This is a genomic window from Novosphingobium sp. 1529, assembly GCF_040544855.1.
GTDB classification, from domain to species: Bacteria; Pseudomonadota; Alphaproteobacteria; order Sphingomonadales; family Sphingomonadaceae; genus Novosphingobium; species Novosphingobium capsulatum.
In genome coordinates this window covers 612,612-625,634 of sequence record NZ_JBEPKW010000002.1, presented here as the reverse complement: position 1 = coordinate 625,634, position 13,023 = coordinate 612,612, and the positions used below count along the sequence as shown (strand labels likewise).

The following is a 13,023-nucleotide window of genomic DNA, read 5'->3' as shown; positions in this document are numbered from 1 at the left end:
TCCGCTGGCGCTCATGCGCCGGTGGGAATGGGGTTTTCGACAAGGCTCTGGTTGAAGGCGTCGAACAGGGCATGTTCGCCGGCTCCGGGGTTGTCGCGCATGGCGCGGATGCCTTCGACGATCACCTCGGGCGCGTCGGTTGCCAGCGCCACCAGGGTCTGCTCGATGAAATCGGGCAGCGGCATCGCGCGGGGATCGCCGCTCTTGTAGATGAGGTCGGTATCGACCCACGGCGGGGCGATTTCCTGCACGCGCACCGATGTGTCGCGCAGCTGGAACCGCTGCGACAGCGCGTAGGAATGCAGGGCTGCCTTGGTTGCGGAATAGATCGCGTTGCTGGCGATCGGCACATAGGCCAGCACGCTGCTGGTGTAGAGCACGGTCGCTTCGGGCTTGGTCTTGAGGTGTTCGATCAGGGCCGAAGTCACACGGATCGGTCCCAGCAGGTTGGTGGTGATCAATTCCTGCGCGAGCTCGTCGTCAACCGGGCCGGAGACGTCGTCGAACGGCATGAAGCCCGCGTTGTTGAACACGACATTGAGATCGGGGTAGCGCGCGATCACGTCCCGCGCTGCGCGCTGGATGCTATCGAGCTTGGTGACGTCGAGCTGTACCGACGCCATGCCGGGATTGGCTGCCGTCACCTCTTCCAGCAACGCGGTGCGCCGCCCCGAGATGATGACCTTGTTGCCCAGCTTGTGGAGCGCTTCGGCCAGGCCACGGCCAATGCCGCTGGTGCCGCCAGTGATGAAGATGGTGTTGCCGGTGAGTTTCATGAGGGTAGTTCCGTTTCCGGGAGGGGAGGGGGAAGAGCGATCAGGCCGCGGCGTGGAAGCGCGGCGCGGAATGGGTGGCAGAGAGCTGGGGGCCGAGGGCGGCGCGGGCGGCCTCGAAGGCGTGCCACAGCGCCACGTCGCGCAGCGCAGGGATGGTGCTGGTTTCGCCCTGGTCGAGCCCGGCGAGCGCGGCGTCGACCATGTCTTGCGCGTCCATCACGATCTCGGTGGGCAGATGCTCTACCGGCAACCCGCCGAGGGCCCAGAAATCGGTGCGGGTGGCGCCGGGCAGCACGGACTGGGCGCGGATGCCCTTGTCAGCCAGTTCATGGTTCAGCGACGTGGTGAAAGCCTGCACGAACGCCTTGGTGCCGCCATAGACCCCATTGAGCAGTTCCGGGGCCACCGCGACGATCGAGGCGATGTTGATCACGGTGCCGCCGCCGCGTGCCACGAACCCTGGCACCGCCGCATAAGTCAGCCGCATCAGCGCGGTAACGTTGAGCTGGACCATGGCGGTCATCTTGTCGACGTCGCTTTCCAGCAGCGCGGTGTGCGTGCCGATCCCGGCGTTGTTGACCAGCGCCGTGACGCTGGCATCTTCACGCAGAACCTTTTCGACGCGGGCGAGGTCGGCGCTGTCGCCCAGGTCGGCGGCGAGCACTTCGACCGAGCGGCCGGTCTTGTCCGAGATCTGCGCGGCCAGTTCCTGCAGCTTGTCGCGGTTGCGGGCGACGAGGATGAGGTCATACCCCCGCGCAGCGAGACGGTCGGCATAGATCGCGCCGATACCGGTCGATGCGCCGGTGATGAGAGCGGTTCCCTTGGTGGTGGCGGTCATGGTCGTGGTCCTTGTGCTTGTCGGTGCGAGCGTCATCGCTCGTGACAAGGACCTTATGGACCAGACGGCCTATGTCCGATATGACGTAGAAACTACGTTTTTCAGACATAGCTTGTGGAGGCCACATGCCGCACGTTTCCATGGTGTTGACCCCAGGCTTCCAGTTCCTTGCGCTGGGGGTGCAGGCCGCCTTTGAATTGGCCAATGTCGTGCAGGAAGAACCGTACTATACCTTGTCGATCGCCTCGGTCGCGGGCGGGGAGGTCTTGTCGTCCAGCGGGTTTGCCGTTCCTACGGTGCCGTTGGCGCAGGTCGGGCCGGTTGATACCCTGTTGCTGCTGGCGGGGCTGGTACCACCGCCGCGCCAGGACGAGGCAACGCTGGAAACCCTGCGCACCATGGCGCGCGAGGCGCGCCGCGTGGCTGGCCTGTGCACGGGGGCATTCCTGCTCGGGCAGATCGGCCTGCTCGACGGTCGCCGCGCCACCACCCACTGGGCCTTTGCCCGCCAGATGCGCGAAGACTTTCCCAACGTGCGGGTCGAGGACGACCGCATCTTCATCAACGAAGGGTCGGTGTGGACCTCGGCCGGGCTTACCGCCGGCCTCGACCTGGCTATTGCCCTGATCGAAAAGGATCTGGGGCGCGATGTGGCTGGCGCGATCGCCCGCCGCCTGGTGATGCACCACCGCCGTGCCGGCGGCCAGTCGCAGCATTCCGAAATGCTCGAACTGGCGCCGAGCAGCGACCGTATCCAGAAGGCCGTGATCTTTGCGCGGGCGCACCTGGCCAATCCGCTGACCGTAGAGGAACTGGCCGAGATTGCCGCCCTCTCGCCCCGCCAGTTTGCCCGCGCCTTCCGCGCCGAAACCGGGCAGACACCGGCCAAGGCGGTCGAGCAGATCAGGCTGGAAGCCGCCCGGTTGATGATCGAGGAAACCCGCCACCCGATGGACCAGGTCGCGCGCGAATGTGGGTTCGTCGACATTCGGCGCATGCGGGAGGCATTCATGCGGCAATATGGTCAGCCCCCGCAGACAGTGCGCCGGCTGGCCAAGGCCGCTTAAGCGTTCGCGCCCGAACCCTACAGCCCGGCCGTCACCAGCGACGGTCAGAGTTCGGGTAGGGTTTGTCCGGCAAAGCCCCAGCCGCGCAAGGCGGGTTGCGCGGCGCGGTCGATCAGCCTCTCGGCATCGGCGATCGAGAAGGGATGGGCATTGTCCATGCCATCCAGTTCGTCCCAGGTAATCGGCACGGCAACCGGTGCCCCTTCGCGGGCGCGAGCAGAGTAAGGCAATACCGCTGTGCTGCCGCGATGGTTGCGCAGCCAGTCGATGAAGATCCGGCCCTTGCGCTTGGCCTTGCTCATGGTGGCGGTGAAGCGCTCCGGTGCGGCCAGCGCCAAGGCCTCGGCAAAGCGGCGGGCAAAGTCCTTGTGCGTGTCCCAATCGTGGCCGGGCGTAAGCGGTACCACCACGTGCACGCCCTTGCCGCCCGACAGCATGGCAAAGCTGACCAGGCCGATGTCAGACAGATGACCGGCGATATCGTGGGCGGCGCGGCGCACTTGCGCGAAGTCGAGGTCCTCGTCGGGATCGAGATCGAAGATCATCCGGTCGGGCTGTTCCACCGCCTGCGCGCGGGCACCCCAGCCGTGAAATTCGATCGAGCCCATCTGCACGCAGGAAAGAAGTCCGGCGCTATCGGTAACGTAGAGGTAATCCTCTGTTCCACCGTCCTTTTCGGTGATGGGCACATGGTGGACATCGTCGCCGAACGAGCCGCTGTCATGCTTCTGGAAAAAGCACGCCTTGGCCCGCCCTTGCGGACAGCGCACCAGGCTGAGCGGGCGGTTGGCGGCAAAAGGCAGCATCAGCGGCGCGATGGCCTCGTAATAGTGCGCCAGATCGCCTTTGGTCTGCCCGCTTTCGGGGAACAGGACCCGATCGGGATGCGAGATCTTTACAGGGGCAGTTGGCGCGGAAAGGGGGGCAGGGCGTTCGGGCGTCACATTCTTGGCCTTTTTATCCTGCCGCAGCCCGACAAAGCTGGCATGGCGCACGCGGCCGTCGGCGGTGAACTGGGCAAACGCGATTTCGGCCACCAGCTTGGGCTTGATCCACTGCGCGCCACGTGCCTCGGCCGGAGGGACCAGCGCCCCGGCCTTGCCCTGCGCCAGCGGCGCCATCACTTCGGCCAGTGCCTGCAGCGTCTTGGTATCGAAGCCCGTGCCAACCTTGCCCTTGTAGACCAGCGCGCCGTTTTCCATCTGGCCCAGCAGCAGGGCGCCGAACGGCCGCGCCCGCGCCGGGCTTTTCGTCCAGCCCAGCACGACAAACTCCTGTCGCAGCGTGCATTTTACCTTGACCCACTGGCGGGTGCGGTCTCCGCGATAAGGCGCATCCACCCGCTTGGCGATGATGCCTTCCTGCCCGGCCTGGCACATCGCACCGAACAGTTTTTCGCCGGCGCCGATGACATGCTGGGCAACATGGAGCGGTGGCTGCGCCTGTGCCATCAGCGCTTCGAGGCGTTCCTTGCGCTCGATATTGGGCAGCGGCTTGAGATCATCGCCCGCCAGGCGCAGCAGATCGAAGGCGAAATAGGCCAGCTTTGCGCTATGGCCCGACTTGAGAGCGGCCTGCAGCGTTGAGAAGCTGGGATTGCCCTGCGCGTCGAGTGCCACGGCTTCGCCATCGATCAGCGCGGGCGGAAGGTCGAGCGCGGCCAGGGCGTCGGCCAGCGGCTGAAACCGTTCGGTCCAGTCCAGCCCGGTGCGGGTCAGCAGCTTTACCTCGGCACCCTTGACCGCGGCGAGCAGGCGGTATCCGTCGAACTTGATTTCGTGCATCCAGTCGTTGCCGGTGGGCACGGCATCGACCAGCGTGGCAAGCTGCACCGGCTCGAACGCGGGCAGGCGGGCGGCAGTTTGGCGTTTTGCGCGGCGTTTGGGCTTTGTCGCGGCCGTGGCATTGTGGCGGGCCGCATGCTCCATCGCCTCGGCAAAGCGCTTGCCTTGCTTGCCGGCCAAGGACTGGCTGCCCCGCTTGTCGGCAGCGATCTGGGCCATGGAGCGGCCGGTCAGAACACTGGTCAGCCCGCGCTCCACCAGATGTTCGCTGCTGCCGGCATGATCATCAGCCACTTTGCGGAGCAGCCAGTTCTCCCGCTTTTCCTTGCCGCGCGGCTTCATCCGCACGAGCAGCCACTCGCCGTTCATGCGCTCGCCAAACAAGCGGAAATGCAGGTGGCCCTTTTCCAGGTCCTTGGCGCTCTTGCCTTCGACTGGTTCCCAGCGGCCCTGGTCCCACAGCATCACGGTGCCGCCGCCATACTCGCCCTTGGGGATGCTGCCTTCGAACCGCGCATAGGACATGGGATGGTCTTCGGTGCGAACGGCCAGGCGCTTGTCATCGGGGTTGAGGCTAGGGCCACGCGTCACCGCCCAGCTTTTCAATACGCCATCGACTTCCAGCCGGAAATCCCAATGCAGGCGGGTGGCATCATGCTTTTGCACGACGAAGAGGTGGCCCTGCTCGCTGGGCTCTTCCACGCCCTTTGGCTCGGCCGTGCGGGTGAAATCGCGCTTGGCGTTATAGGGCGCGAGCGGATCGGCGCGGGCCACGAGACTATGCCTTCTTGCGGCGGGTGGCAGGCTTGCGGGCCGGGTTTTTCGCGGGTTTTCGCGCGGGCTTGTCCTCTCCCACCGATTTCTTCAGGGCGGCCATCAGGTCGATCACATTGCCTCCCTTGCCACCGGAATCGTCTTCGGCATCTTCGAGAATGCGCTTGCCCGTGCCCGCCTTGCGCTTCTTCTCGATCAGCCGGTGCAGCGCATCGACATAGCGATCGTGGAATTCGGCAGGCTTGAACGGTGCGGTCTTCTTTTCGATCAGCGTTGTGGCAAGGTTGATCAGATCCTCTGACGGTTCCGTCTCGGGGATGTCCTTGAAATAGCCCTGCGCGCGGTGAACCTCGTCGGCATAGCGGAGCACTTCCAGCACCAGCCCGCGCCCGCATGGTTTAAGCGACACCAGTTGCTCGCGCCCGCGTACCGACAACTGGCCAAGCCCTACGCGCCTGGTTTGCCGCAGGGCATCGCGCAGCACGCCATAGGCTTCTTCGGCAAGGTCGTCGGCCGGCACCACGAAATAGGGTTTTTCGTAATACAGCACGTCGATCTCGGATGGCTCGACGAACTGTACCAGTTCTAGCGTCTTGCGGCTTTCCACCTGCGCCGCCGCGATCTCCTCGTCGTCGAGCAGGACATATTCATCCTTGGATACCTCATAGCCGCGAATGATTTCATCGCGGTCTACCGGCCCCACCCCGGGCGCCACCTTCTCATAGCGGATGCGCTTGCCCGAAGGCTCATGGATCTGGTGAAAGCTGATCGCCGCGCCAGAGCGCGTGGCAGGGTAAACCTCCACCGGAATGGAGACGAGCGCGAGCCGGATCTGTCCTTGCCAATAGGCGCGAGCGGGCATGGTGTACCTCCGCCTAGCAAAAGCGCCGGGCGTGGCAGGGGTTCCCCCGATGAACCTATGTCAAGATTGATGCCGGCATGCCGGCGAGCCGCTCAAAAAGGCGCGACACTAAATTTTCCGGGCCGCTCCAGGGTTAACGATAAATTTTTCATATCCCGTGCAGTATCTGGCCGAGCCGACCAGGACGCCGACATCCGACGATGACGAACACGCTTTTCACGATCTATCTGTTCATCGTCGTCACGCTGGTCGCCAGCGCCGGGATGACCCTGTGGGAACGCAACGCGCAGCCGGCGCGCCGGCGGTTCCTGGGAACCTGCGCGGCCGGCTATGCCGTGCTGGCCACCGGTTGCGTGATCGCGACGACGCGCACGCACATTCCCGGAATTACCGGCGCGGTGTTGAGCAACCTCGTCATGCTGTGCGGCTATATGGTCGTGCTTGATGCGGTGGCGGCGCTCGATGGGCGGCGGCACCGGGGCAAGTCGGCGCTGCTGCTGGGCGGTATGGCCGCGCTATGGGCCTGGGGCGGGGCGCAGTGGGCGGTGTGGACCTGGCTCTATGCCGCGGCGGTGCCGATCGCGATCGTGTGTCTTGCCACTACCTGGGAGGCATGGCGCAGCCCGCCGTTGCGCACGCTGCGCTCGCGCAATGTGCTGATCGCTGTGACCGGGTTCCACGGTGTGGTCTATGCCGCGCGGGCACTCGTACTGCCGGGTATCGTGGCGCGCTTTGGCCAGGGTGCCATCGAACTGTCGAGCACGGTGACGCTCTATACCGGTGTACTGTATTCAGTCGTGCTGCCGATGGTGATGCTGGTACTGGTGCGTGAAGAGGCCGATGCCGGCCTGGTGCGCCTGGCCACGACCGATCACCTCACCGAACTGGGCAACCGCCGCTGGTTTTTCAGCGAAGGCGCCGAGCTGATCGCGGCCGCGCCCGGCGACCTGGCGCTGCTGGCATTCGATATCGATCATTTCAAGTCGATCAACGATCGCTTTGGCCACGCGACGGGTGACAAGGTGCTGAAATCCTTTGCCCTGATCCTGCGCGATGTGGTGGGCCCGCATGCCCTGCTGGCGCGCATCGGCGGGGAGGAATTTGCCATCATGCTGCCCGGGTACGACGGCCAGGGCGCGCGTCGCGTTGGCCAGGCGGTGATCGACCGCTTTGCCGACAGCGCCGTGCTGTGCCGCAGCGGCGTCGCTGTCAGCGCGACGGTGAGCGTGGGGCTGGCCGAACTGGGCAACACCGGCCGCGATGTGGCAACCTTGCTCGGCCTGGCCGACCGCGCGCTTTATGCCGCCAAGACTCTGGGCCGCAATCGCTTGGAACCCGCGCTGGTCGCGCTGGTGCCACCGGCCATGGCAGTGGCCTGATCCCTCGGTTCGATCGCGCTTGCAGCGTGGTTCTGGGACGCATGCCAGACCAGCACCAGATATGTATTGATTAATCACCAACCTTCCTCCACAACGGCGGTGAAGGCGCAAGACTGCCATGGCAGCGGCGCAGCACGAGACAAGCGCGGCGCGATGCCGGGCGGAGGAGAGCGATGCGCAACGATGAAGACGAGCGGCTGTTGTCGCCAGGATATGGCCGCACTTTCATCGCCATGAGTTTCCTGGTGGCGACGTTCAACTTCGCCGACCGTTCGGTCTTTGCTGTCACCGCGCAGGCGATCAAGAGCGACCTGGCGCTCAGCGATTTTCAGCTTGGCATTCTCCAGGGCTTGTCGTTCGCAGTGCTCTATGCGCTGCTCGGCGTGCCGATCGGCCGGCTTGCGGAACGCCGATCGCGCCTGGGCATCATCACCGCCGCCATCGTGTTCTGGTCGGGCATGACGATGGCCTGTGCCGCGGCCGGCAGCTTTGTCCAGATGATGCTGTGCCGCATTGGCGTGGGCATGGGCGAGGCAGGATCGCAGCCGGCGACCTCGTCGCTCGTTGGCGATCTCTTTCCCCGGCAGCGGCGCGCCTCGGTCATGGGGCTGATCCTCCTCGGGTCTCCGATCGGTACGTTTATCGGCGCTTCGGCGGGCGGCGCGGTGGCGGGGCTGTGGGGCTGGCGCACCGCATTCGTGGTGATGGGCCTGCCGGGGCTGCTGATAGGCCTGCTCGTGGTGCTGCTGCTGCGCGAACCGCGCCGCGGGCTGGCCGATGGCCTTGGCGCAACGCCGCGCCCGGCGCCCGATTTTCGCGCGTTCCTCAAGGTGGTGGGGCGCAAGCCGGCGCTGGTCTACGTGATCGCCGGCGGCGCGCTGGCGGGTTTTGGGATGAGTTCGATCTCGCAGTTCCTGGCCGTGTTCCTCAGCCGTGCCTATGATCTGCCGGCGCGCACGGCCGGCACGCTCTATGGCACGATTTCGGCACTGGCGCTGGGCAGCGGGCTGCTGATCGGGTCGTTCGGCACCGACTGGCTGGCGCGGCGGGGTGATGGACGCTGGCCGGCCTGGGGCGCGGCGATCGGCCTGCTCATCGCGCCGTTCTCCTATTGGATTGCGCTCAATGCTGCCTCGCCGGTTACCGGCACGGTGCTGTTGATCATCTCGGGCTGCTTCCTGCTGCTGTATTATGGGCCGACCACGGGCATGATCCAGAACCTACTGGAGCCGCGCATGCGCGCCACCGGGGCTGCGGTGTTTGGCATGTTCTATACCCTGGTTGGCTATGGCGGCGGTCCCACGTTCGTGGGCTGGATGAGCGACTGGTTTGCCACGCGAGCCTATGGCGCGGCGGATTATCTGGCGCGGTGCCCGGCGGCGCGACCTGGCATGGCGGCGCTGGATGCGGCGCACCAGGCCTGTGCCACAGCCTCGGCCAGCGGGCTGCGGTCCGCACTGATGGCCTCGGTCTGCGTGTTCTTTATCGCCGCGGCCATGTTCCTGCTGGCAGCGCGCACCCTGCGCCAAGACTATTTCGTGGCGGAACCGGCGGCATGAGCGCGGATCTGCGTGCCTGGTTCGAGGGCTATATCGCCGCGTTCAACCGCAACGATTTTGACGGCTTTGGCGCCTATTATGCGCCGGACGTGGTCTTTGCCGGCCAGGCTGCCCAAGTGGTGGGGCGTGCGGCGGTGCTTGATTTCTATCGCACCGTGAAGGCGCACCTCGATGAAACGCTGGACCTGTTGACGTTTGTCGGCGCGCCGGACGGCAGCCGCATTGCCGCCGAACTGCGCACGAGCCTGGTGGCGCGTCGCGACTGGCCCGAGATGCCGACTGGCGCCATGCGCGTGGGCGATCGCCGGGAGAGCGTTAACTTCGTGATCTATGATATTGAAGACGGACACTTTGTCCGCGTGCGATCGGCGCGCTTTGGCAGGGGTGCAGCATGACGCCCGAGGCCCGCCTTGCCGCCTATATCGATGCGTTCAACCGCAGCGATTATGATGCCTTGTGCGATTTCTATGCGCCCGATGTGCGGCTGGTGATCGGCAACGGCACCCAGTTGGTGGGCCGCGAGGCGATCGTGGCGTTCTATCGCCCGATCAAGCAGCAGACCCAGCGCACCATCACCGTGCGGCAATGCTTTCACGATGGCCAGGTGCTGGCGGCAGAGCTGGAATCCGAATTCCTGGCGCTGACCGACCTGCCGGAATTTGCCGCCGGGCCGATGCGGCGCGGTGACCGGCGTTATCTCAACAGCCTGGTATTCTATGATTTTGCCGGGCCGCACTACACCCGCATTCGCGCGGCCGTGCTCAAGCGGGCTTATCGCCCTGTGGCGTGAGCCTTGCTGCCCGGCCAAGGAAAGCCATCGGCCGGTTCGGTACTGGGCGCGGCCGGCGCGAATGAGCCCGCACGGTTGACGTCACCTCCCAGATAGCGCGTGCCCGTGGGATAGGCATAAAGCGACCTTTCGCGCAGCGCACCATCGGCGAGGCGCGCCACTGCCGGCACTGCATCGGGCACATTCCCTTGTTCGACCCATTGCACCATCGCCCCCAGGAAATCCTGCTCATAGGGCACATAGCCGCCCTGGCAGTGATAGCCGCCGGGCACCAGGAACAGCCGGGCGAACGCGCGCGTGGCGGCAAGGCCGGCCATGGTGTCGCGCACGGCCTGATAGTAATCAAGCATGCCGCGCGCGCCGGCGGCATTGTCGGCCAGGCCCTGCCACAGGATCAGCTTGCCGCCATGGGCGCGAAAGCGGGTGAGATCAGGATCGGTGGCATCGAACGGCGCCCCGGCGGCAAGCAGCCGGGCGAGGCTGGCACGGGTGAAGCGCCAATCGCGCCAGGTGAAGTTTTCCGGCAGCGCATCGGGCAGCAGCAGCCGCGAAAGAAACGCTTCGGCGGCAAACTTGCCGGTCTGCGTGGCAGCGCCCGGACCGATCCAGCCCAGTTCGCTGCCATAAGGCGCGCCACCTGGAAACAGCGCCGTACCATCGGGCGCGGTCGGCCCCTGGTAATAGGCCCGCGCGGCATCAACTTGGGCCGTGTTGAGGCAATCGCTGCCGTCCTTGTCGCGGCAGCGGAGCGTGGCCGGATCGAAATGGCAGCGGCGCGGATCATCGATCTGGCCATCGCGGATGCCGTCCAGCGCGTCACAGTTGGTGATCACCGCCTGGTGGAGCAGGACGACTGCGGCGGGGGTGAAGACCTCATGCCCGGCTGCGTCGAGCCCGTGCTGCGCTTCCCACAGGAACAGTTGCATCGCTGCGGGCATGGAGACCGAGGAACCCGCAACAATGCCGTCGAAATCGTCGGGGTAGCGTTGTGCCTCCATCAAGGCCTCGCGTCCGCCGCCCGAGCAGCCGACGAAATAGCTGGCCGTGGGCGCGCTGCCGTAAAAGCGCGTGACGATTGCCTTGGCGGCCATCGCCGTGGCGTGGGTTGCCTTGTGGGCAAACTGCATCCGCAATTCCGGGTCACTGGCCCAGGTGGCATCACCGATACCGGCCCCGAAATGGCCGCCGTTGTCAAAGGCCACGGCAAAGCCACCGTCGGCGAGATGGGCGTTGCTGCATGACGGCACGATGGTGTTGCCGATCACGCCACACATGCCGCCGCATCCGCCCTGAAGATAGCGGCCGCGATAGCCCGCCAGCGGCAGGCGCAAGACGAACTGGGTTTGTGGCGCGGCATAGCCGGTGACGAGGCAGGTGGCATCTTGTTCGCTGGCACTGATCACGCGATAGGCGATCGCGCCGGCTCGCGCCGTGACGGGCGTGACCAGCGCGGCGCAAGGAAGCACCGGTGGCTGCATGGCTCGTTCCGGCAGAGCGAGCAGCGGGGCAGCGGGAACAGCGTTGGCCGTGGCGGTGCAGAGCATGCCCAGCCAGAGACCGAATGCGAGTGCAAGGCCGCGCATCATGCGGCGTACCGTGCGATCAGCGCCTGTTCGGCGCCCAGCGGATCGGCGCGCGCGCCCGATACTGCCGCAAACACCATGGTTTCCCGCTGGGGCAGCCGATAGGCGGGCCAATGCGGAACACCGGCACCGTTGGGATCGCCATGGCGGGCAAAGTGCGTCCATGCCGCGCTCATGGTGTCGGCGAGCGGCTGCGCAGCGGCAAAATCGGGGCCGATCGCGCCGGGCGCGCGCGCCAGGGTATCGAACACCAGCGGCAGATCGAGGCCGTGCGGGCTGCGCATGCGGCCACCCTGCGGCTTGACCGGCCAATCGAGCAGATAGGCAAAGACCGGTGCCCGACCGAGCGCGGCATGGCGATCGGCGGCGATGCGGGCATTGCGGCCCATGCCAAGCTCGGTCGTGATGGCGAAATAGGCGTCACTTGCGCTGGCGCCGGGATGAAGCGCGCGAAAACCGGCGATCAGGCCTGCCGCGTCGTGGACGCTGGCGGGAAGCATGGCCGGCAAGCCCGGCCAATCGAGCGTGAAAGCGCCGGGCGGGGGAAACAACCCGGTCGTTTCCGTGGCAGTATGGCCGACGAGCAGGGGAACGTCGGGCGCGACCGGCGGTGCGCCGGGGCCAAAGGGGGTGTGGGGCACGACGGTGCCATCGGCCACCACGCCCGGCCCGCGGGTGGGGTCACCGCCCGTTACCTGGGCGATGGCATCGAGCAGGCGTTTCGCCGGCACCTGGCGCAAGGTATCGAGCGCGGTTGGCGCCAGGCCGAGCGCGGCCATGATCGCGCGGGTCTGGCGTTCCGCGTCATCGGGCGCGATGGTATAGGTGCCAAAACCGCTTTGCAGGATCGCGCGCTGAAACAGGCCGCGTGCCGCTGGCATCGCCAGCAGCGCCGCCACCTTTGATCCCCCGCCCGATTGCCCGAAGATCGTGACCCGGCCAGGATCGCCACCGAACGTGGCGATATTGGCGCGCACCCAGCGCAGCGCGGCGACAAGATCGAGCTGGCCGACATTCGATACCGCTGTGCCGGACTTGGCGAGATCCCCGAAATGGAGGTAGCCAAACGCATTGAGGCGGTGATTGACCGAGACCACTACCACATCGCGGCGCTGACACAGCCGCAGCCCATCGTTGACCGGCGCATCGCCGGCACCCAGTGCAAAGCCGCCGCCATGGATCCACACCATCACCGGGCGGCGCTGTCCATCGTTCACGCCCGGCGTCCAGACATTGAGGACCAGGCAGTTTTCGCTTTGCCGCGCGCCTGTTTCGGCAGGGGCGCCGGGTGGGGCAAGCTGCGGGCAGCGATCGCCGAACGCCAGCGCGTCGCGCACCCCGGACCAGCGTGGTGGCGGCACGGGCGGCAGGAACCGTCGCGCGCCACCCGTGTCGGCGCCATAGGGCAAGCCGCGAAAGACATGCACGCCCTGCTCGATCGATCCGCGCACCAGCCCGCTGGTGGTGCGCACCACGCCGCCCTCTGCAGCACGGCTGCCCGGGGCCAGCCACAGTCCACCGCCGGCGGCAAGCGTGGCGCCCAGCACGGTTCGCCGGTTGACAGGGGTGGTTAGCGCGGCGTTGTCAGCCATGGCAGGCACTCCGTAA

Annotated in this window: 11 protein-coding genes; 5 read left to right on the top strand and 6 right to left on the bottom strand. The window is 66.2% G+C overall.

Annotated elements, in window-relative coordinates; translation table 11 throughout:
• Positions 1-11 precede the first annotated feature (11 nt).
• Positions 12-776 carry an SDR family oxidoreductase gene (locus tag ABIC78_RS08070; protein WP_054131210.1) on the bottom strand — a complete coding sequence of 255 codons (765 nt, stop codon included), beginning with the start codon at positions 774-776 and terminating at the stop codon, positions 12-14.
• A gap of 40 nt (positions 777-816) precedes the next feature.
• Complete coding sequence (locus tag ABIC78_RS08065; protein WP_179563140.1) at positions 817-1,617, bottom strand: SDR family NAD(P)-dependent oxidoreductase; 801 nt, start codon at positions 1,615-1,617, stop codon at positions 817-819.
• Positions 1,618-1,742: 125 nt separating this feature from the next.
• Here ABIC78_RS08065 and ABIC78_RS08060 point away from each other — a divergent pair, with 125 nt between their 5' ends.
• Positions 1,743-2,684, top strand: a complete 942-nt coding sequence (locus ABIC78_RS08060) for a GlxA family transcriptional regulator (RefSeq protein WP_354488786.1) — start codon at positions 1,743-1,745, stop codon at positions 2,682-2,684.
• A gap of 44 nt (positions 2,685-2,728) precedes the next feature.
• Here ABIC78_RS08060 and ligD read toward each other — a convergent pair whose 3' ends face one another.
• Entirely contained in the window at positions 2,729-5,242 is a 2,514-nt protein-coding gene (gene ligD, locus ABIC78_RS08055) for a DNA ligase D (protein WP_354488784.1), read from the bottom strand.
• A gap of 4 nt (positions 5,243-5,246) precedes the next feature.
• Positions 5,247-6,104, bottom strand: coding sequence for a non-homologous end joining protein Ku (ku, locus tag ABIC78_RS08050; RefSeq protein WP_354488782.1), 858 nt, complete (start codon positions 6,102-6,104; stop codon positions 5,247-5,249).
• Positions 6,105-6,304: 200 nt separating this feature from the next.
• Here ku and ABIC78_RS08045 point away from each other — a divergent pair, with 200 nt between their 5' ends.
• The 4 genes from ABIC78_RS08045 to ABIC78_RS08030 all read left to right on the top strand — a co-directional run bounded on the left by ABIC78_RS08045 (position 6,305) and on the right by ABIC78_RS08030 (position 9,832).
• Positions 6,305-7,483, top strand: coding sequence for a GGDEF domain-containing protein (locus ABIC78_RS08045; protein ID WP_354488780.1), 1,179 nt, complete (start codon positions 6,305-6,307; stop codon positions 7,481-7,483).
• Positions 7,484-7,656: 173 nt separating this feature from the next.
• Positions 7,657-9,042: a spinster family MFS transporter gene (locus tag ABIC78_RS08040; protein WP_354488778.1), complete on the top strand. Its 1,386-nt coding sequence runs from the start codon at positions 7,657-7,659 to the stop codon at positions 9,040-9,042.
• Positions 9,039-9,437, top strand: a complete 399-nt coding sequence (locus tag ABIC78_RS08035) for a nuclear transport factor 2 family protein (protein ID WP_354488776.1) — start codon at positions 9,039-9,041, stop codon at positions 9,435-9,437. Before ABIC78_RS08040 ends, ABIC78_RS08035 begins: the two co-directional genes overlap by 4 nt.
• Positions 9,434-9,832, top strand: coding sequence for a YybH family protein (locus ABIC78_RS08030; RefSeq protein ID WP_022676589.1), 399 nt, complete (start codon positions 9,434-9,436; stop codon positions 9,830-9,832). The genes ABIC78_RS08035 and ABIC78_RS08030 overlap by 4 nt, the downstream gene beginning before the upstream one ends.
• On the opposite strand, the gene ABIC78_RS08025 is transcribed toward ABIC78_RS08030, so the two are convergent.
• Together ABIC78_RS08025 and ABIC78_RS08020 are read right to left on the bottom strand one after the other, a co-directional pair.
• A complete protein-coding gene (locus ABIC78_RS08025) occupies positions 9,814-11,418 on the bottom strand; it encodes a tannase/feruloyl esterase family alpha/beta hydrolase (protein ID WP_354488774.1) in 1,605 nt (534 codons plus the stop codon). The two genes, ABIC78_RS08030 and ABIC78_RS08025, sit on opposite strands and share 19 nt — an antisense overlap.
• A complete protein-coding gene (locus ABIC78_RS08020; RefSeq protein WP_354488772.1) occupies positions 11,415-13,007 on the bottom strand; it encodes a carboxylesterase/lipase family protein in 1,593 nt (530 codons plus the stop codon). Before ABIC78_RS08020 ends, ABIC78_RS08025 begins: the two co-directional genes overlap by 4 nt.
• Between the last annotated feature and the right edge of the window lie 16 nt (positions 13,008-13,023).

What these genes read in the sequence shown, in the direction of transcription:
- ABIC78_RS08070 (WP_054131210.1), bottom strand. Translation starts at nt 776, where the DNA reads ATGAAACTCACCGGCAACACCATCTTCATCACTGGCGGCACCAGCGGC.
- ABIC78_RS08065 (WP_179563140.1), bottom strand. Translation starts at nt 1,617, where the DNA reads ATGACCGCCACCACCAAGGGAACCGCTCTCATCACCGGCGCATCGACC.
- ABIC78_RS08060 (WP_354488786.1), top strand. Translation starts at nt 1,743, where the DNA reads ATGCCGCACGTTTCCATGGTGTTGACCCCAGGCTTCCAGTTCCTTGCG.
- ku (WP_354488782.1), bottom strand. Translation starts at nt 6,104, where the DNA reads ATGCCCGCTCGCGCCTATTGGCAAGGACAGATCCGGCTCGCGCTCGTC.
- ABIC78_RS08045 (WP_354488780.1), top strand. Translation starts at nt 6,305, where the DNA reads ATGACGAACACGCTTTTCACGATCTATCTGTTCATCGTCGTCACGCTG.
- ABIC78_RS08040 (WP_354488778.1), top strand. Translation starts at nt 7,657, where the DNA reads ATGCGCAACGATGAAGACGAGCGGCTGTTGTCGCCAGGATATGGCCGC.
- ABIC78_RS08035 (WP_354488776.1), top strand. Translation starts at nt 9,039, where the DNA reads ATGAGCGCGGATCTGCGTGCCTGGTTCGAGGGCTATATCGCCGCGTTC.
- ABIC78_RS08030 (WP_022676589.1), top strand. Translation starts at nt 9,434, where the DNA reads ATGACGCCCGAGGCCCGCCTTGCCGCCTATATCGATGCGTTCAACCGC.
- ABIC78_RS08025 (WP_354488774.1), bottom strand. Translation starts at nt 11,418, where the DNA reads ATGATGCGCGGCCTTGCACTCGCATTCGGTCTCTGGCTGGGCATGCTC.
- ABIC78_RS08020 (WP_354488772.1), bottom strand. Translation starts at nt 13,007, where the DNA reads ATGGCTGACAACGCCGCGCTAACCACCCCTGTCAACCGGCGAACCGTG.